This is a genomic window from Janthinobacterium glycogeni, from assembly GCF_051380725.1.
Taxonomy (GTDB): Bacteria; Pseudomonadota; Gammaproteobacteria; order Burkholderiales; family Burkholderiaceae_D; genus Janthinobacterium.
Window position 1 is genome coordinate 34,116 of the sequence record NZ_JBNYXP010000017.1, and the last position, 17,573, is coordinate 51,688.

The window sequence follows — 17,573 nt, forward strand, 5'->3', positions numbered from 1 at the left end:
ACTACATGGCAGAACAGGCAAAACTTCCGCTGGGCAAATTACTGATCCAGAAAGGGGTGATCAGCGAAGACCAGTTGCGTATCGCCCTGATCGAGCAGCGGCGCAGCAGCGAACCGCTGGGCAAGCTGCTGATCACCCTGGGCTTCGTCACGGAAGCGACCGTGCGCGAGGCCCTCAGCGAAAACCTGAAACAGGTCAGCGCCGACCTGTCCAGCCTGGTGGTCGACGCCATCGCCCTGAAGCTGATTCCGAAGGACGTGGCCAAGCGCTACCGCGTTTTCCCTATCGTCTACGAACGGCAGGCGGACAATCTGATCCTGGCCATGGCCGACACCAGCAACATCGTCGCGCTCGACCAGATCAGCGCCATGCTGGTCAAGGGCATCACGATTTCCACCGTGCTCGTCAACGAGTCCGACATCTCGCGCGCCATCGACCAGTACTATGGCTTTGAATTGTCGATCGACGGCATCCTGCACGAAATCGAAACGGGCGAAGTCAGCTATCAAAGCATGGCCTCGCCATCGGACGAGTACAGCCAGCCCATGGTGCGCCTGATCGACGCGCTGCTGGCAGACGCCGTGCAAAACGGCGCCTCGGACATCCATTTCGAGCCGGAACAATCATTCCTGCGCATCCGCTACCGCATCGACGGCATCCTGCGGCAAATCCGCAGCCTGCACAAGTCGTACTGGCCGGCCATGGCCGTGCGCCTGAAGGTGATCTCGAACATGAATATCGCCGAGGCGCGCGCGCCGCAGGACGGGCGCATCACGATCAAGTTTTCCGGGCGGCAAATCGATTTCCGCGCGTCGGCGCAGCCCACCACGCATGGTGAAAACTTCGTGCTGCGCGTGCTGGACCGCCAGAAAGGCATCGTGCCGCTGGACTCGCTGGGCCTGGCCGAGGCGGAACTGAACCTGTTGAAACTGATGATCGCGCGGCCGGACGGGGTGATCCTCGTGACGGGGCCGACGGGCAGCGGCAAGACCACTACCTTGTACTCGATCATCAACCATATCAACACGGAAAGCGTCAACATCATGACCCTGGAAGACCCGGTCGAGTATCCGATGAACATGATACGCCAGACCTCGGTCAACGAATCGGTCAAGCTAGGCTTTGCCGACGGTATCCGCTCGATGATGCGGCAAGACCCGGACATCATCCTGGTGGGCGAGATCCGCGACCGCGAAACGGCCGAGATGGCGTTTGCCGCCGCCATGACCGGCCACCAGGTGTATTCCACCCTGCATACGAACTCGGCCATCGGTTCCATCTCGCGCCTGCTCGACATCGGCATCCTGCCCGACATCATGGCTGGCAACATCATCGGCATCGTGGCGCAGCGGCTGGTGCGCCGCTTGTGTCCGCATTGCAAGGAAACCGTGATCGCCGACGACGTCGAGCGCCGCCTGCTGGGCCTGGCGGCAAGCGATGCGCCCGCGTCCATCTGCCGCGCCGTCGGCTGCGAGCGCTGCGCGCACCAGGGCTACAAGGGCCGCCTGGCCATCATGGAAATCCTGAAGATGACGGCCGAACTGGATGAATTGACGGCGCGCCGCGCCAGCTTGCGCGAACTCAAGACCGCCGCGCGCGCGGCCGGCTTCAAGGGCATCGTCGACGACGGCGTGCGCCGCGTGCTCGAAGGCGTCACCACGCTGGAAGAAGTGGGCCGCGTGGTCGATCTGACGGAAAGGCTGGCCTGATGGCGCAATATGTCTACCGCGCCATGGATGCCGCCGGTGCATTGATTCCCGGCAGCATGGAGGCGGCGAACGTGCCGGACCTGGAAGCGCGCCTGCACCGCATGCAGCTGGACTTGATCGACTGCAAGATCACGGGCCAGTATCTGGTCTTGCTGGGCAAGCGCGTGATCCACCGCCGCGACCTGATCAATTTCTGCTTCCACATGGAACAATTGACGGGCGCGGGCGTGCCCATCCTGGAAGGCTTGAACGACTTGCGCGAAAGCACGGACCACCCGCGCCTGCGCGAAGTCGTCACGGATCTGATCGAAAGCATCGAAGGCGGCTTGCCGCTGTCCGGCGCGCTGGCCCAGCATGCCGACATCTTCGATGCCACGTTTACCAGCCTGATCCTCGCGGGAGAACAGAGCGGCAAGATCGCCGAAGTGTTCAAGAACCTGTCGGAAAGCCTGAAATGGCAGGATGAACTGGCCTCACAGACGCGCAAGATCATCATGTACCCGATTATCGTGGCCATCGTCGTGGCCGCCGTGACGTTTTTCCTGATGATCTACCTGGTGCCGCAATTGACGGCGTTCATCCGCAACATGGGCGGCGAGCTGCCGCTGCATACGCGCGTGTTGATCTTTGTATCGAATGTGTTCATCGATTACTGGTATGTGCTGCTGGCCTTGCCCGTGCTGCTGTTTTTCGGCCTGCGCTCGCTGATCCGCCGCAGCTCGGCGGCCCGCTACGCCTGGGATGGCCTGAAGCTGCGGCTGTGGCTGGTCGGCCCCGTGCTGCACAAGATCATCCTGGCCCGCTTTGCCACGTTTTTTGCCCTGATGTATGCTTCCGGCATCACGATACTCGAATGCATCCGCCTGTCCGAAGGCATCGCCGGCAACCAGGTGGTGGCGGCCGGCCTGCGCCGCGCCGCCCAGCTGATCAGCGAAGGCTACGGCGTGACCGCCGCGTTCCAGCACACGGGCATCTTCCCGCCGCTGGTGATCCGCATGCTCAAGGTGGGCGAGGCCACGGGCTCGCTGGACACGGCCTTGCGCAATGTCAGTTACTTTTACAACCGCGAAGTGAAGGAATTGATTGAAAAAGTGCAGGCCATGATCGAGCCGGCCATGACGGTCATCCTTGGCCTGTTGCTGGGCTGGATCATGCTGTCGGTGCTGGGGCCGATCTACGACACCATCAGCACGATTAAAACCTGAGACCCGAGACCTGAGACCGCCGTGTTCCGCAAACAATTACTCTACATCACCAGCGACGCGCTGTGCGCCTACGACTGGGACCACGGCGTGCTGGGCCAGGGCCAGGCCTTCCCCGCCAGCGCCGCCGGACTGGACGGTTTCGCCGCGTGGCTGGAAGATCCGCAGGGACAACGGCTCGACGTGCCCGCCTACCTGCTGACGGACTTGATCGAGGAAGATTTCCAGCGCCAGTTGCTGCCCCACGTGCGCGGCAAGGCGGGCCGGGCCCTGCTGGAGCGGCGCAAGCAGCAATTGCACCGCGACACGCCCTACCGGGGCAGCACCCTGCTGGGCCGCGAAAGCACGGGCCGCCACGACGACCAGATGCTGTTCTTTGCGCTGACCAACCCGTCCTTGCTGCAGCCGTGGACGGAGGCGCTCGAGCACTTGCGCGTGCCCGTGGCCGGCATTTATTCGACCAGCCTGCTCAGCATCGCGCTGGTCAAAAAGCTGTCGATCACGCACGAACACTTGCTGCTGGTGACGCAGCAGTCGGGCGGCTTGCGGCAAAGCTACTATGAAAAGGGCCAGCTGCGCTTTTCGCGCCAGACGGCCACCATCGCGCTCGACGGCGTGGCCGTAAATATTGCGCTGGAAACGGAAAAAACGCGGCAATTTCTCACCAGCACGCGCATGCTGGCGCGCGGCGACGTCTTGAATACCGTCATCCTGGCGCCGGCCCCGCAAATCGCCAAGCTCGAACTGCTGTGCGACAACGGCGTCGAAGTGGCTTACCACTTCATCGACCTGCAGCTGGCCGGCGAACGGGTGGGCTTGCGCCGGACGCCGGCGCTGGCCGACGAATTGCTGCTGACTTTGCTGGGCAAGCATCCGCCGTCCAGCCACTATCCGCCCGGCGCGCTGGCCCGCTACTACCATTTCCAGCGCGCGCGCAAGACGCTGTATGGCACCAGCACGCTGATCGGCGCATCGGCGGCCCTGTGGTGCGCGATTAATTTGCTCGGCGGCATAGCCGACGGGGCCGCCATCGAACGCCTGACGCAGGAAACGGCGTCCTATCAGGAGCGCTACCGCAGCGTCATGTCGACCCAGCCGCCGGCGCCGGCCAAGACGCAGAACATGAAAGTGGCCGTGACCCTGGGCCACATGATCGCCACCCAGGCGCCGGAGCCGGGCCGGCTGCTGGGCATGCTGAGCGCCGCGCTGGACCAGGCGCCGCAAGTCGCGCTCGGCCAGCTGCACTGGCATGCGGGCCAGGCGCCAGCGCGCGCGGCCGGCGGCCAGCCGGCGCAGCAGCAACAGCAGCGGCAAAGTACGGGCGCACCGGCCGGCAGCGCCCTGGCCGGCATTCCCGTCGCCCCGCCGCAGGCCTTGCGCCTGGAAGCGGACGTGGCCATGCCGAACAACGATTACCGGGCGGCCCTGGCGGCCATCACGGCCTTCGCGCAAGCCCTGGCCCGCCAGCCGGGCATGCAGGTGACGATCGAGGAAACGCCGCTCGACCTGCGCCCCAGCGCGGCCCTGTCCGGCAAGAGCGCCGTGCCGGCGCCGGCCACTCAGGCCCGCTTCACCCTCTTGCTCGCGTGGCAGCCATGAGCGGCCCCGTCAAACAGCCGCCCCTGCCCGGCATGCAACGGACCGGCACGCCCGCGCGCGCGCTGCCCGCCTGGCTGGGCGAACTGCATCTGATACGCCGCGCCCTGCTGTGCTTTGCGCTGACCTTGCTGGCCAGCGTGGTGCTGCTGAGCCTGAGTGCCGCCTATCGGGCGCGTGAAGCGCAGCAGCTGGACCTGGCCCAGCGCACGCGTTCGGCGGCCGCCCTCCTGTTCAACCATGCGGAGGCGGAAAAGCAGGAAATCCGCGCCTACGAACCGCAATTCCTGGCCTTGCGCCAGCGCGGCCTGATCGGCGAGGAAAACCGCCTGGCCTGGATCGACGCCATCCGCCGCAGCCAGGAACAGCGCAAACTGCTGCCGATCAGCTATGACATCAGCCCGCAGCAAGGGCTGCAAGTACCGCTGCCCATGGTGATGGGACAATATCAGCTGCGCGGCAGCCGCATGCGCCTGCAGATGGATTTGCTGCACGAGATGGATTTGCTGAACCTGCTGGACGATTTGCGCCAGGCCGGCTATTTCGCCGTGCAGGATTGCACGCTCAAGCGCCACGCTGCGGCCGGGGCCGGTCCAGGCAGCGGAGCGGCGCCCACCCTGGGCGCCGAATGCGAGCTGCTGTGGCTGACTCTGGGCAGCGCGCCCGTGCCGAGGCGGCCATGAGCTGCCCCCTCATCCTGCGCCCCCTCGTCCTGTGCGTGCTGCTGGCCGGCGCCGCGCTCACGGCCCAGGCACAGTCGCCGCAGCTGGGCCGTTTGTTCCTGTCGCCCGAACAGCGCGCCCAGCTCGACGCGCAGCGCTATGGCCCGCCGGCGCCCGATCCGGCCCTGGCGGCGCCCCCGGCCCCGCCGCCGCCACCGCCGCCTGCCCCGCCCGTGGAATTAAATGGCGTGGTACAGCGCAGCAGCGGCCGCTCTACCGTCTGGCTGAACCAGGAAACGCAAAACGAGCCGCACAACCGCCTTGCGCGCGATAAGTCCGGCACGCCCGGCGCCCTGACCTTGCGCCTGTCGAACGGCCAGGTGGTGCTCCTGAAAGCGGGCCAGCGCTACGATCCGGCCAGCGGCCGCGTCAGCGAAGCGGACGAGGTGCAGCCATGAGGCGCCAGCGCCAGCGCGGCGCGGCGCTGCTGCTGCTGGTGGCCGTGCTGGGCCTGGGCGCGGCAACCTTGCTGATCAACGCTTTTAGCCGCAATACGGCCGAAGCCGAACGCCAGCAGCGCACCCTGGCCACCCTGGCGCAGGCGCGCGAAGCCTTGCTGGGCTTTGCCGCCACGAATGGCCGCCTGCCGCGCCCGGCAGCGTCCGCCGTCGACGGACGCGAACGCCCCGCCGACTGCGCCGACGACGCCGAATGCAGCGGCTTTTTGCCATGGGTCGCCCTGGGCGTGGACGGCATTGATGCCTGGGGCAAGCTGCTGCGCTACAGCGTCACGCCGGAAATGGCGCGCGCGCCCATCGTCTCGTTTTCCGCTGTCGCCAACAGAGTCGTTCTCAGGCGCGACGGCCGCGGCGAATTCGCCTTCGTGGCGGGACAGGACCAGTGCGACGTCAGCGCCCAATGCCTGCCCGTCGTGCTGTTCTCGCAAGGCAAGGATCACTACGGCACGGCCGCCAGCGGCGTGGCGCAGATCAACACGGCGCGCGGCAATATCGACGAAGCCGCGAACGACAGCGCCAGCCGCCGCTTCATCCACCGCCCCGCCACCGAACTTGCCACGCTGCCCGGTGGCGCCTTTGACGACATGCTCACCTGGATTACCTTGCCGACCCTGTACCAACGCATGCGCGCCGCGCGCAACCTGCCATGAGCGCCTTCCATCCGCGCCGCCAGGGCGGCTTTTCCCTGATCGAGATCGCCATCGTGCTCGTCATTGTCGGCCTGATGATAGGCGGCCTGGTCACGCCGTTGACGGTGCAGCTGGAGCAACGCAAGGTGGCCGAGACGCAACAGGCGCTGAATGAAGCAAAGGAAGCGCTGACGGGCTTTGCGCTGCGCTACGGCTACCTGCCGTGTCCCGCCATCTCCGCCGGCAATGGCCTGGAAGACCGGCGCGGCGCCCGCTGCACGGGCGAAAAACGTGCGGGCTTCCTGCCCTGGGCCACGCTGGGGATGCGCCAGGGCGACAGCTGGAACAATCTGTTCCGCTACAGCGTGACGCCGGCCTTCAGCGACAGCGAGCAGCAATTCAACCTGGGCACGCCGCGCGACATCAGCATCGTCACGCGCAATGGCGGCGCGCTGCTGCAGGCGACGGCGTTAAGGGACATCCCCGCCATGATCATGTCCCACGGCAAGAACGGCTTTGGCGCCACCGGCGTGCAGGGCCAGCGCCAGGCTGTTCCTATCAGCAACAATGTCGATGAGCGTAACAATGCATCGAACGCCACCACCGTCATCAGCCGCGCCGCCAGCGGCCCGCAGCAGCCGGGCGGCGAGTTCGACGACCTCGTCGTCTGGCTGTCGCCGAACATCCTGTTCAACCGCATGGTGGCGGCGCAGAGGCTGCCACGCTGATGCCCCCATCCATGCTCCGGCCCGCCCTCACCATCGCCCGCTACACGCTGCTCGAAGCGCTGCGCAGCCGCCTGCCGTGGCTGTTCGTGCTGGCCGCCTGCGCCGCCGCCGGCCTGGCCGGCTTCCTGCAGCAACTGGCGCTGACGGAAAGCGGTGCCGTGCAGGCGGGACTGCTGGCGGCCGCCTTGCGCCTGGCCGGCGTCTTCCTGCTGGCCACTTTCATCATCACCAGCATGGCGCGCGAAGCGGCCGACCGGGGCCTCGAGCTGCTGCTGGCGTTACCCATGCCGCGCGCAGCCTACCTGCTGGGCAAACTGCTGGGCTATGCGGCGCTGGCGGCCGTGCCCGCCTTGCTGTTCGGTCTGTTGATGGCGCTGTTCGCCGCGCCCGCGCAAAGCGCGCTGTGGGCGCTGTCCTTGCTGGGCGAATTGTGGATCGTCGCCGCCTTCAGCCTGCTGTGCGCGGCCAGCCTGCAGCAGGCCCTGCCGGCGCTGGCCGCGACTAGCGGCTTCTATGTGCTGGCGCGCATGCTGGGCAGCCTGCAGTTACTCGCGCACGGCCCGCAGGCGGGCGACTCGCTGGCGCAGCGCGCCATGGCAGGCGCCATCGACGTGCTGGCCCTGCTATTGCCCCGCCTCGACGCCTTTACGCGCACCGAGTGGCTGCTGTACGCGACCGGCGACTGGCAAGCCCTGGCCGGCGTTGCGGCGCAAACGGCCATCTATGTGGCCTTGCTGGCCAGCTGCGCGCTGTGCGACTTCTACCGCAGGAACATCTGATGGCCGCCGCCCAGCGTCCGTGGTCGAGCGTGCCGCGCCCCCTGTGCTGGCTGCTGGCGGCCTGCCTGCTGCTGCAACTGGGCTGGCGACTGGCGCAGCAGCAGGCACCGCCACAGGCGCGTCCCCTGCCCGCCGCGCCGCCGGCAGGCGTGGCGCGCCTGGCCAGCCTGGGCGAGCCGCTGGCCATGTCCAAGGCCATGCTGCTGTACCTGCAATCGTTCGAAGACCAGCCCGGCGTCAGCCTGCCGTGGCGCGAACTCGATTATGACCGCCTGGCCGGCTGGCTGGAGACGGCGCAAACGCTCGATCCGCGCAGCCGCTACGCGCTGGTAGCCGCCAGCGAAGTGTATGCCGGCGTGGCCGATCCGCAACGCGCGCGGCGCATGCTGGCCTTTGTCGCCGCCAGCTTCGCCGCCGATCCGCAGCATCGCTGGCCCGCGATGGCGCAGGCGGCGCTGGTGGCCAAACACCAGTTGCATGACCTGCCACTGGCGCTCGGCTATGCGCGCGCCTTGCGCCGGCTGGCGACAGGGCCGCAAGTGCCAGCCTGGGTGCGCGAGATGGAAGCGTTCATCCTGGAAGACATGGACCAGCTCGACAGCGCACGCCTGGTGATCGGCGGCCTGATCGCCAGCGGCCAGATCAGCGACCCGCACGAACTCGCTTTCCTCGCACGCAAGCTCGATGCACTGGCCGACAAGAAAAAGGCGGCGCCATGAGCCGCCGTCCGAAATGCCATGCGCGCACGGCGCCAATTGCAGTAAACTGCCATACCAGTCCCCAGCACTTTTTTCCAAGGAAATCCCCATGCTCCCACGCCGCCAGCACGGCTTTACGCTCGTAGAAATCGCCATCGTCCTGGTCATCATCGGCTTGCTGCTCGGCGGCGTGCTCAAGGGACAAGGCTTGATCGACAGCGCCAAGGTGAAGAACATCATCCAGCAATCGAATGCGCTGACGGCCGCCGTCAACGCCTACCAGGACAAATTCCGTGCCCTGCCCGGCGACGATATCCAGGGCACCGTGCACGTGCCCAATTCGGCCGGCAACGGCAATGGCGACGGCCAGATCGGCGACGGCCAGCCGCGCGAATTCACGCTGGCGCCACAGCACCTGGCGCTGGGCGGCTTCATTACCGGTTCCTACAACGGCACCTCGCAATTCATGACCAGCGCCCAGGGCGGCGCCGTCTACCTGTACAACGACGAAGTGGGTGGGCGCGCCGGCAACGGCATCCGTTTCGACAACCTGCCCGAAGGCTACGCCGAGCAGATCGACAGCAAACTCGACGATGGCGTGGCCAGCACGGGCAGCGTCCGGGCGAACATGCCATATGGAAATACCGGTGCTATCATCCCCCGCACCGCCGTGTTTTTCTGACACGCCAGTCACTATCGAAGGAATACCATGCCACTGCACCGCACACTCATCGTTTCCCTGGCCGCCGCCTGCGCCTTGCTGGCCGGCGGCGCGCACGCCCAGTACGTGGGCCCGACGACCGGCCCCGCCGCGCCCGGCAGCGTGGCCGCCATCCTGAAAAATCCCGTCGACGACCAGGCCGTCGTACTGCGCGGCCATCTGCTGCGCAAAGTGGGCAACGAGAAGTACACGTTCTCCGACGGCACCGCGGAAATCCGCGTGGATATCGACGACAAGGTCTTCATGAACCGCAAGATCGACGCCAGGACCCGGGTGGAAATCCGTGGCGAAGTGGAAAAGGATTTCATGGAAAGCCCGGAAATCGATGTCGACGTGCTGACCGTGGTGCAATAAGCATCGCCGCCCTCCCGCCACCATGGCGGGAGGGATACCCCCTCCTCTGTATGCCTCGCGCAACCTTTTTTCCGTCCTAGAAACTAAGTAATCCTCGGGAAATTATTGTGAATTTATGACGAACAGAACCGGATGCTGTGCAAGGCGCCTGCAGTGACGCAGTGCGAGCACTGCTAGCTGCGGGCAACACCGCACAGCGCCGGTTATGGAAGTCAGAAATCACAATAATTTATTGGGGCTTACTTATACTTGTCAGCACAATCAATTTCGTCTAGCATCTTTTCATTCAAGGTCAGCCAGCGCCAGCGTCAGCCTGCCTGTCGACTCATCCATTCTGGGAGCTTTCCGGGTGCAAGATTTGCCTTCGATACGCTCAAGAATTTCATGGCTGGTGCTCGCCTGGGTCATGCCGACGGCACTCGTATTTCTGCTGCTTGTGGCGCAAAGCTACACGCGCGAACGCGACCATGTCGTCAGCGAAACGGCGCAAGCGGCGCGCGCCGTCTCTGCCGCCATCGAACGCGACCTGAGCGGCGCCCAGATGGCCGCGCGCATCCTGGCCGCCTCGCCCGCACTGCAAGACGACGATATCGGCGCCCTGCGCGCCCTGGCCGTCAGCCTGCTGCAGCCGGGCCTGGCCGTCAGCGCCTTCATCGTCTCCGACGCGAAGGGACGCCAGCTGATCAATACATCGCTGCCCGCCAGTCAGGCACCGCCTCCCTTGCCGCAAAAATGGGCCGCCAGCATGGACCGCGCGCGCGACTACGGCAAGCCACGGCTGACCAGCCTGCTGACGGCGCCGGACGAGGTGCCGCGGCTGGCCCTGAACCAGCGCTTGCCGCGTAACAAGGGACCCGCCTATGTGCTGACGGCGCTGTACCCGCCCGACTACCTGCCCTTGCTGCTGCGCGAGCTGGACCTGCCCGCCTACCTGGGCGCGGCCATCGTCAATGCCGACGGCATCAACGTGGCGCGCACCCTGGCGCCGCAGCGCTATGTGGGGCAGCGCAGCGCGGCGCCCCTGCTGGAACAGATACGCCAGGCGCGCGAAGGCGTGCTGCGCCATGCCACCCTGGAAGGCATCGACGTCTACACGGGTTTTCGCCGCGCCCCGGACGGCGCCTGGACGGTGGCCGTCACCATGCGCACCAGCACGGTGGCCGAAGTCCTGCTGGGCTCCGTTGTCACCGGTTCCCTCATCCTGGCTCTGCTGCTGGGTACCGGCTTTGCCCTGGCCTGGCGCGTGGGCGGCCGCCTGGCCAGCACCCTGCAGGAACTGACCTTGCAAATCCATGCCCTGGCACAAGGCAAACCCCTGGTCGCGCACCGGCACGCGGACCGCGAATCGGCCGACATGGCAGCCGCGCTGGGCACGCTGGAACGCGACTTGCGGCGCCACCGCACGCAGCTCGAAAGCCTGGTGAGCGAGCGCACCCTGGCCCTGGAAAAATCCACGCGCCTGCTGGAAACCGTCTACGCGACGGCGCCCATCGGCATGCTGTTCGTGGGCCTGGACTTGCGCATCGTCATGATCAACCAGTACCTGGCCGCCATCCACGGGGCCAGCGTGGCGCAGCATCTGGGCCGTCCCGTGGCCGCCATGCCGTTCGACGAGGCCGTGCGCATGGAGGTGGAACGCTGCGTGCGCCAGGTGCTCGAGACGGGATCGCCCATCGTCGACCTCGAATTGCAAGGCCATGGCGGCCAGCGGCGCGAACAGCTCAGTCACTGGATCGTCTCGTATCACCCGATTTTCGGCCCCGAGCGGCAGTTGCTGGGCGTGTCGGGCCTGTGGCTGGACATTAGCGAGCGCAAGCGCAGCGAAGCGGAATTCCGCCGCTCGAAACACCTGTTCGGCACCATCATCGAAAACATCCCGGCCATGGTGTTCGTCAAGCGCGCCGACAAGCTGAGCTTTGAAATGGTCAACCGCCATGCGGAACTGACCCTGGGACGCTCGCGCGAGCAATTGCTGGGCAAGACCGACCACGACTTCTTCCCGCCGCAGCAGGCGGCCGCCTTCGTCAGCGCCGACCGCAAGCTGCTGGCCACGGGGCAGATGGTGGAAATCGAACAGGAGCCGATCAACACGGCCGACGGCACCACGCGCCACTTCACCACGCGCAAGGTGGTCTTGCGCGACGATGCGGGGCGCGCCAGCCATGTGCTGGGGGTGTCGATCGATATCACGGAACGCAAGCGCGCCACCGAGGTGCTGCACGCCACCACCTTGCGCCTGGAACAGAGCGAGCGCTTCATCCGCACCGTCACCGACAACCTGCCCGGCATGGTGTCGTACTGGGGCGCCGATCTGCGTTGCCGCTTCGCAAATAATTTCTACAATGAATGGTTTGGCCGCAGCAGCGCCGAACTGGCCGGCATCCACATGAGTGAATTGCTGGGGCAGGAACTGTTCGATGTGTATGCGCCCCATGTCGAGGGCGTGCTGGCGGGCCGGCCGCAAAGCTTCGAGCGCGACCTGCTCGACCCCACGGGCCAGGTATGCCATACGTGGACCAATTACATCCCCGACGTCGACGACGGCGGCGGCGTGCGCGGCTTTTTCGTGCTGGCGTCGGACGTGTCCGAACTCAAGCGCACGGAATTGCGCCTGCACGAACTGAACGAGCAGATGGTGCGCGCGCGACAAGGCCGAGGCGGCCAGCACGGCGAAGAGCGAATTCGTCGCCAACATGAGCCATGAAATCCGCACGCCGATGAACGCCATCATCGGCCTGGCGCGCCTGCTGGAAGAGTCGCCGCTGGAGCGGCGCGAGCGCAGCTACGTCGCGAAGATCCAGATGGCCACGCAATCGCTGCTCCATATCGTCAATGACGTGCTCGATTTTTCCAAGATCGAGGCGGGACAGATGGTGCTGGAACAGCGCCGCTTCCAGCTCGAACACCTGTTGGGCAGCGTCGGCGTGCTGCTGGCCAGCAGCGCCTGGGCGCGCGGCGTGGAGCCCGTGTTCGTGCTGGCCCCGGGCGTGCCGGACGAGCTGATCGGCGACGCCCTGCGCGTGGAACAGATCCTGATCAACCTGGTGGGCAACGCCGTCAAATTCACTTCGCATGGCGAAGTGGTGCTGTCCATCGGCATGACGGCCGAGGATGCGGCCAGCGTGACCCTGGAGTTTTCCGTGCGCGACACGGGTATCGGCATCGGCGCGGCCGAGCAGGAACGCATCTTCGACGCATTTTCCCAGGGCGACAGCGGCACCAGCCGCAAATACGGCGGCACGGGGCTGGGGCTGGCCATCTGCCGCCGCATGGTGGAATTGATGGGCGGCACCCTCAGCGTGAAAAGCGCGCTGGGCCAGGGTTCCGACTTCCGCTTCCGCTGCCGCTTCGGCAAGGCGCCGCCGCCCGAGCCGCGCGGCAAGAGCGCGCCCAGGGCCCTGTCGCTGCTGATCATCGACGACAACGCCAGCGTGCGCGCCATGCTGGAAGGCTGGTGCGCGGCGCAGGGCTGGCACAGCCGCAGCGCCGACAGCGGCGCGGCCGGCCTGGCGCTGCTGCGCGCCCACGCCGGCGGCGGGCCGGCGGCCGACATCGTCTTGCTGGACGCGGCCATGCCGGGCATGGACGGCATTTCCATGCTCACCGAGGCGCGCGCCGACGAGCACCTGGCGCTGCCGCCCGTGATCATGCTGGTGGCCGACCAGGACAGCGAAAACCTCGAACACCTGGCCGACAGCCTGATGCTGGCCGGCATCGTCTCGAAGCCGGCCACCCCGGCGCGCCTGCTGGCAGCCGTGACGGCCGTGCGGGATGGACGCAATGGCCGCAGCGCCCCGTCCGCGCTGCCCGTGTCCACTCCCCTGTCGGGCTTGCTGGAAGGCATGCGCGTCCTGCTGGTGGAAGACAATGAAATCAACCAGGAAGTGGCGCAGTACATCCTGCTGCACTCGGGCGCGCGCGTGGCCGTGGCCGCCAACGGCAGACTGGCCGTCGACTTGCTTGCCAGCACGCCGGACGCCTGGGACGTGGTACTGATGGATTTGCAGATGCCCGTCATGAACGGCTACGACGCCACCCTGGCCATCCGCGCGCTGGGCTTGCCGGACCTGCCCATCGTCGCCATGACGGCCAATGCCATGGACGAGGACCGTCTGCGCGCCATCGCCAGCGGCATGAATGCGCATGTGGCCAAGCCCATCGATGTGGACGACATGATCGAGACCCTGACCCGGCTGGTGCCGGCACTGCCGGGTACGGGCACTGGCGGCAGCGCCATGCCGGCCGCGAACTCTGTCGCGTGGATGCCCGATGTGCCGGCCGCGGTGCCCGGCATCGACCTGGCGGCGGCCCTGCACCGCTTCGGCGGCGATTACGGCGCCTTCCTGGCGCTGCTCAAGCGCTTTGAAAATTCGCAAGGCGACGCCGTCGAGGACACGCGGCGCCTGCTGGCCGCTGGCCAGACGCGGCAGGCGGCGCAGCTGCTGCACCGCGTGTGCGGCGTGGCGGCCAACCTGGGCGCCGCGCACGTCGCCAGCCTGGCAGGCGAGGCGGAAAAAACGCTGAAAACGGCGCAGTCGCACGCGACACCCGCCTTGCTGGGGCAGCTGGAACTGGCGATGGCCGAAGTCATCGAGGCGGCGCGCACCCTGCCCTCGCCCCTGCGGCGCGGACAGGGTGCGCCAGCCGCGCCCGGCAGCGCGCCGCTCGACCTGCGCGCCGGCCTGGCAGACTTGCTCGTCCTGATCCGCAACAATAACCTGAAAGCGCTGGCCCAATTCCACGCGCTGCACCCCGCCCTGCAACAATCAGACCGGGAAGCGGCCCTGGCGCTGGCCAACGCGATAGAAACCCTGAATTTTTCCGACGCGGAAAAACTCGTGCTCGATCAGCTGAAACGAGAGGAAAACAAGTGAGCTGGACCAACCTTGCCATGAACGGGCGCATCCTCATCGTCGATGACGCCATGGAAAACATCCAGATCCTGCACCAGTTGCTGCGCGAGGAACACGACGTGCTGTTCGCCCTGAGCGGAGAAAAGGCGCTGGAAATTGCGCATAATCAACTGCCGGACCTGATCCTGCTCGACGCCGTCATGCCCGGCATGGATGGCTATGCCGTATGCAATGCGCTGCGCGAATCGGCCATCCTCAGCGCCATTCCCGTCATTTTCGTCACGGCCCTGAACCAGCCAGAGGACGAGACGCGGGCGCTGGAAGCGGGCGCCGTCGATTTCATCACGAAACCGTTCAACGCGGCCGTCGTGCGCGCCCGCGTGCGCAGCCAGAGCTGACCATCAAGCGCCAGGCCGACGCCATGCGCGAGCTGTCGCTGACGGATACGCTGACGGGCGTGGCCAACCGGCGCAGCTTCAATGACACGATGGACAGCGAATGGCGGCGCTGCGCGCGCGACGGCGTGCCGATGGCCCTCATCATGGCCGATATCGACCACTTCAAGGATTACAACGACACGTATGGTCACCAGGCGGGCGACCTGTGCCTGCAGCAGGTGAGCGCCGCCCTGCGCCGCTGCGCCGTGCGCCCGCCCGACCTGCTGGCGCGCTACGGCGGCGAGGAATTCATCATCCTGCTGCCACAGGAAACGCGCGACGGCGCTGAAGTGGTGGCCCAGCGCATCCTCGACGAAGTGCGCGCGCTGCACATTCCCCACGCCAGATCGAGCGCCGGCCCGCACGTCACCGTCAGCCTGGGCATGGCCAGCGTCATGCCCACCGAAGGCATGGACCCCAGCGCCCTGATCCGCGCCGCCGACGCCCTGCTGTACCGCGCCAAGCATACGGGGCGGGACAGGTATTGCGCGGCGGACGGGGGGTAAAGAGGAGGCGCGCGCACCTGCGTCGGCTTACGCCCTGCGGGCTAAACCGACCTACGCCGACCTACGATGTGGGCTCAGCTTGCCACTCAGGGATAGCAACGCATCAGAAATTCCGCCACGCACACGGGTTTCGTGTCGCCTTCCCTCTCCATGGTGACGGCCCAGTTCACTTGCGCCCCTTCCGGCACGTCCTCGACAGAGAGGATGTCGAGCCGCGCGCGCAGGCGGCTGCCCACGGGCACGGGCGCGGGGAAGCGCACCTTGTTGAGGCCATAGTTGATGGCCATGCGGATGCCGGCCATGTGCAAGGCGCCCTGCAGCATGGCGGGCAGCAAGGACAATGTGAGAAAACCGTGCGCCACGGTGCAGCCGTACGGCGACTCGCGCGCGCAGCGCTCGGCGTCCACATGGATCCACTGATGGTCATCCGTGGCGTCGGCAAAGGTGTCGATGCGCTGCTGCGTGATGGTGAGCCAGTCGGAGACGGCCACGTGCTGGCCCGACAAGGCCTGGAAACCGGCGATGCCGGCGATATCACGCATGGTTTACTCCCGCCGGACGGCGGCCGAACATGCCCATGCCTTCGACGGTGGTCACCACTTCGCCATGCTGGTTGCGCACGCTCCACACGGAAATGACGATGCCGCGGTCCGGCTTCGACGTCGACGGCCGTACTTCCTTGACCAGGTAGGTCAGCTGCAAGGTGTCGCCCGCGCGCACGGGTTTGAGCCAGCGGATGCTGTCCAGGCCGGGCGAGCCCATGCTGGACGAATGCTTGAGCAGATTGTCCACCACCAGGCGCATCATCATGCCGCAGGTATGCCAGCCGCTGGCGATGACGCCCTTGAAGATGGTTTTTTCGGCTGCCGCATGGTCGACGTGAAACGGCTGCGGGTCGAAATCCGTGGCGAAGGCGATGATTTCCGCCTCCGTCACGTGGCGCTGGCCCAGGTCGATTTCCAGGCCTTGCGTAAAGTCTTCGAAATACCAGTGTTTCGGGGCGATAGCGGTCGATGCGGTCATGCGGTCTCCGTCGGCAAGAAGCCCGGCTGGGCGATAAAGCGCTCGATGTGATGGTTCACGTCGCCCAGGGTCAGGGCGATCATGGACAGGCGCTTGAAATGGTGGGCGGCAGGCAATTCGTCCGTCACGCCCATGCCGCCATGCAATTGCACGGCTTGCTGGCCGACAAAAGTGGCGGCCAGGCCCACCCGCGCCTTGGCGGCGGACACCGTGCGGCGGCGCTCCGCCACGTCGTCGCTGTCGGCCTTGGCGGCGGCCAGCATGGCCATCGAACGGGCTTGCTCCAGATGGATGAACATGTCGGCCATGCGGTGCTGCAAGGCCTGGAACTTGCCGATGGGCGCGCCGAACTGCTGGCGTGTCTTCAAGTAGTCGAGCGTGGCGGCGAAGATGGCGTCCATGGCGCCCACGGCTTCCGCGCACAGCAGCGCGGCGCCGTAATCGAGCGCCGCGTCGAGCACGGGCCAGCCCTGTCCCGCCGTGCCGACGAGCGCGTCATGCCCCAGCACCACTTGCACGAGGGTGACGGTGGCGGCGCGCTGGCCGTCGATCGTGCGGTAGTCGTGCACAGTGACGCCCGCCGCGTCGACGGGCACGAGAAACAGCGAGATGCCGTCCGTCTCCGTCTGGCCGCCGCCGCTGCGCGCCGACACGATCAGCGCACCCGCCTGGGCGCCATGGATGACGACGGTCTTCTCGCCGTCCAGCACAAAACCGTCGCCGCTGGCCGTGGCCGTCGTGGCGATGTCGTGCAGGTCATGGCGCGACTGGCGTTCACCGAGCGCGCACGCGAGCTTCAGGCTGCCGCTGGCGACCTGTTCCAGCACCGCATCGTGGCCGCCTGCCAGGGTCAAAAAGCGCGCCCCCAGCACGGTGGCGAAATACGGCTCGACCACGAGGCCACGGCCCAGCTCCTGCATCACCAGCAACATGTCGACGGCCGTGCCGTCGAAGCCGCCCGCGCCGGCCGGCAGCGGCAGGGCCGTCATGCCCAGCTCGGCCAGGGTGGCCCAGGCGGCATCGGACGTGCCGGTGGCGGAATGAATGATGGTTTGCCGCGTTTCAAACGGGTAATCCTTGTCGACCCAGCGCCTGAGCGCGTCGGCGAATTGCTGCTGTTCCTGATTAAAATGGAAGTCCATGTCGTCTCCTTCTGGC

General features: G+C 66.5%; 18 protein-coding genes. 15 read left to right on the forward strand and 3 right to left on the reverse strand.

All coding sequences use genetic code 11. The features are described from left to right. The first annotated feature begins 5 nt into the window (after window positions 1-5). The 15 genes from ACQ4W4_RS25725 (at window position 6) to ACQ4W4_RS25795 (ending at window position 15,392) form a co-directional block, all read left to right on the forward strand. Window positions 6-1,709 carry a GspE/PulE family protein gene (locus tag ACQ4W4_RS25725; RefSeq protein ID WP_436544367.1) on the forward strand — a complete coding sequence of 568 codons (1,704 nt, stop codon included), beginning with the start codon at window positions 6-8 and terminating at the stop codon, window positions 1,707-1,709. Further along, window positions 1,709-2,914: a type II secretion system F family protein gene (locus ACQ4W4_RS25730; protein WP_436544368.1), complete on the forward strand. Its 1,206-nt coding sequence runs from the start codon at window positions 1,709-1,711 to the stop codon at window positions 2,912-2,914. Before ACQ4W4_RS25725 ends, ACQ4W4_RS25730 begins: the two co-directional genes overlap by 1 nt. Window positions 2,915-2,935: 21 nt before the next feature. Beyond that, on the forward strand, window positions 2,936-4,510 hold the full coding sequence (locus ACQ4W4_RS25735) for a hypothetical protein (RefSeq protein ID WP_436544369.1): 1,575 nt from the start codon (window positions 2,936-2,938) through the stop codon (window positions 4,508-4,510). Beyond that, window positions 4,507-5,190, forward strand: a complete 684-nt coding sequence (locus ACQ4W4_RS25740) for a hypothetical protein (RefSeq protein WP_436544370.1) — start codon at window positions 4,507-4,509, stop codon at window positions 5,188-5,190. The genes ACQ4W4_RS25735 and ACQ4W4_RS25740 overlap by 4 nt, the downstream gene beginning before the upstream one ends. Continuing rightward, entirely contained in the window at window positions 5,187-5,627 is a 441-nt protein-coding gene (locus tag ACQ4W4_RS25745; protein WP_436544371.1) for a hypothetical protein, read from the forward strand. Before ACQ4W4_RS25740 ends, ACQ4W4_RS25745 begins: the two co-directional genes overlap by 4 nt. After that, on the forward strand, window positions 5,624-6,337 hold the full coding sequence (locus ACQ4W4_RS25750) for a hypothetical protein (protein ID WP_436544372.1): 714 nt from the start codon (window positions 5,624-5,626) through the stop codon (window positions 6,335-6,337). The genes ACQ4W4_RS25745 and ACQ4W4_RS25750 overlap by 4 nt, the downstream gene beginning before the upstream one ends. After that, on the forward strand, window positions 6,334-7,044 hold the full coding sequence (locus tag ACQ4W4_RS25755) for a type II secretion system protein (protein ID WP_436544373.1): 711 nt from the start codon (window positions 6,334-6,336) through the stop codon (window positions 7,042-7,044). The genes ACQ4W4_RS25750 and ACQ4W4_RS25755 overlap by 4 nt, the downstream gene beginning before the upstream one ends. After that, window positions 7,044-7,823, forward strand: coding sequence for an ABC transporter permease subunit (locus ACQ4W4_RS25760; protein WP_436544374.1), 780 nt, complete (start codon window positions 7,044-7,046; stop codon window positions 7,821-7,823). Before ACQ4W4_RS25755 ends, ACQ4W4_RS25760 begins: the two co-directional genes overlap by 1 nt. Continuing rightward, complete coding sequence (locus tag ACQ4W4_RS25765) at window positions 7,823-8,542, forward strand: hypothetical protein (protein WP_436544375.1); 720 nt, start codon at window positions 7,823-7,825, stop codon at window positions 8,540-8,542. The genes ACQ4W4_RS25760 and ACQ4W4_RS25765 overlap by 1 nt, the downstream gene beginning before the upstream one ends. Before the next feature lie 88 nt (window positions 8,543-8,630). Continuing rightward, window positions 8,631-9,203, forward strand: coding sequence for a prepilin-type N-terminal cleavage/methylation domain-containing protein (locus tag ACQ4W4_RS25770; RefSeq protein ID WP_436544376.1), 573 nt, complete (start codon window positions 8,631-8,633; stop codon window positions 9,201-9,203). A 27-nt stretch (window positions 9,204-9,230) separates the two neighbouring features. Then, window positions 9,231-9,596 carry a YgiW/YdeI family stress tolerance OB fold protein gene (locus ACQ4W4_RS25775; protein WP_436544377.1) on the forward strand — a complete coding sequence of 122 codons (366 nt, stop codon included), beginning with the start codon at window positions 9,231-9,233 and terminating at the stop codon, window positions 9,594-9,596. A 406-nt stretch (window positions 9,597-10,002) separates the two neighbouring features. Next, window positions 10,003-12,300: a PAS domain-containing protein gene (locus tag ACQ4W4_RS25780; RefSeq protein WP_436544378.1), complete on the forward strand. Its 2,298-nt coding sequence runs from the start codon at window positions 10,003-10,005 to the stop codon at window positions 12,298-12,300. Next, window positions 12,290-14,470 (forward strand): hybrid sensor histidine kinase/response regulator, encoded by a 2,181-nt coding sequence (locus tag ACQ4W4_RS25785; protein WP_436544379.1) that lies wholly within the window; start codon window positions 12,290-12,292, stop codon window positions 14,468-14,470. Before ACQ4W4_RS25780 ends, ACQ4W4_RS25785 begins: the two co-directional genes overlap by 11 nt. Next, entirely contained in the window at window positions 14,467-14,847 is a 381-nt protein-coding gene (locus ACQ4W4_RS25790) for a response regulator (RefSeq protein ID WP_436544380.1), read from the forward strand. Before ACQ4W4_RS25785 ends, ACQ4W4_RS25790 begins: the two co-directional genes overlap by 4 nt. A gap of 23 nt (window positions 14,848-14,870) precedes the next feature. Continuing rightward, window positions 14,871-15,392, forward strand: a complete 522-nt coding sequence (locus ACQ4W4_RS25795) for a GGDEF domain-containing protein (protein WP_436544381.1) — start codon at window positions 14,871-14,873, stop codon at window positions 15,390-15,392. Window positions 15,393-15,478: 86 nt separating this feature from the next. Here the strand turns inward: ACQ4W4_RS25795 and ACQ4W4_RS25800 are convergent, their stop codons facing one another. Genes ACQ4W4_RS25800 through ACQ4W4_RS25810 form a run of 3 tightly spaced genes read right to left on the reverse strand, consistent with a single transcriptional unit; the run spans window position 15,479 to window position 17,557 of the window. Next, window positions 15,479-15,934: a MaoC family dehydratase gene (locus ACQ4W4_RS25800; protein ID WP_070222902.1), complete on the reverse strand. Its 456-nt coding sequence runs from the start codon at window positions 15,932-15,934 to the stop codon at window positions 15,479-15,481. Next, window positions 15,927-16,415, reverse strand: a complete 489-nt coding sequence (locus ACQ4W4_RS25805; RefSeq protein WP_436544382.1) for a MaoC family dehydratase — start codon at window positions 16,413-16,415, stop codon at window positions 15,927-15,929. The genes ACQ4W4_RS25800 and ACQ4W4_RS25805 overlap by 8 nt, the downstream gene beginning before the upstream one ends. Next, window positions 16,412-17,557, reverse strand: coding sequence for an acyl-CoA dehydrogenase family protein (locus tag ACQ4W4_RS25810; RefSeq protein WP_436544383.1), 1,146 nt, complete (start codon window positions 17,555-17,557; stop codon window positions 16,412-16,414). Before ACQ4W4_RS25810 ends, ACQ4W4_RS25805 begins: the two co-directional genes overlap by 4 nt. Window positions 17,558-17,573 lie beyond the last annotated feature (16 nt).

Excerpts from the sequence above, each read along its gene's own strand:
- ACQ4W4_RS25740 (WP_436544370.1), top strand. The coding sequence starts at position 4,507 with ATGAGCGGCCCCGTCAAACAGCCGCCCCTGCCCGGCATGCAACGGACC.
- ACQ4W4_RS25785 (WP_436544379.1), top strand. The coding sequence starts at position 12,290 with ATGAGCCATGAAATCCGCACGCCGATGAACGCCATCATCGGCCTGGCG.
- ACQ4W4_RS25730 (WP_436544368.1), top strand. The coding sequence starts at position 1,709 with ATGGCGCAATATGTCTACCGCGCCATGGATGCCGCCGGTGCATTGATT.
- ACQ4W4_RS25810 (WP_436544383.1), bottom strand. The coding sequence starts at position 17,557 with ATGGACTTCCATTTTAATCAGGAACAGCAGCAATTCGCCGACGCGCTC.
- ACQ4W4_RS25725 (WP_436544367.1), top strand. The coding sequence starts at position 6 with ATGGCAGAACAGGCAAAACTTCCGCTGGGCAAATTACTGATCCAGAAA.
- ACQ4W4_RS25745 (WP_436544371.1), top strand. The coding sequence starts at position 5,187 with ATGAGCTGCCCCCTCATCCTGCGCCCCCTCGTCCTGTGCGTGCTGCTG.
- ACQ4W4_RS25770 (WP_436544376.1), top strand. The coding sequence starts at position 8,631 with ATGCTCCCACGCCGCCAGCACGGCTTTACGCTCGTAGAAATCGCCATC.
- ACQ4W4_RS25765 (WP_436544375.1), top strand. The coding sequence starts at position 7,823 with ATGGCCGCCGCCCAGCGTCCGTGGTCGAGCGTGCCGCGCCCCCTGTGC.
- ACQ4W4_RS25805 (WP_436544382.1), bottom strand. The coding sequence starts at position 16,415 with ATGACCGCATCGACCGCTATCGCCCCGAAACACTGGTATTTCGAAGAC.
- ACQ4W4_RS25755 (WP_436544373.1), top strand. The coding sequence starts at position 6,334 with ATGAGCGCCTTCCATCCGCGCCGCCAGGGCGGCTTTTCCCTGATCGAG.
- ACQ4W4_RS25780 (WP_436544378.1), top strand. The coding sequence starts at position 10,003 with ATGCCGACGGCACTCGTATTTCTGCTGCTTGTGGCGCAAAGCTACACG.
- ACQ4W4_RS25760 (WP_436544374.1), top strand. The coding sequence starts at position 7,044 with ATGCCCCCATCCATGCTCCGGCCCGCCCTCACCATCGCCCGCTACACG.
- ACQ4W4_RS25750 (WP_436544372.1), top strand. The coding sequence starts at position 5,624 with ATGAGGCGCCAGCGCCAGCGCGGCGCGGCGCTGCTGCTGCTGGTGGCC.
- ACQ4W4_RS25795 (WP_436544381.1), top strand. The coding sequence starts at position 14,871 with ATGCGCGAGCTGTCGCTGACGGATACGCTGACGGGCGTGGCCAACCGG.
- ACQ4W4_RS25775 (WP_436544377.1), top strand. The coding sequence starts at position 9,231 with ATGCCACTGCACCGCACACTCATCGTTTCCCTGGCCGCCGCCTGCGCC.
- ACQ4W4_RS25800 (WP_070222902.1), bottom strand. The coding sequence starts at position 15,934 with ATGCGTGATATCGCCGGCATCGCCGGTTTCCAGGCCTTGTCGGGCCAG.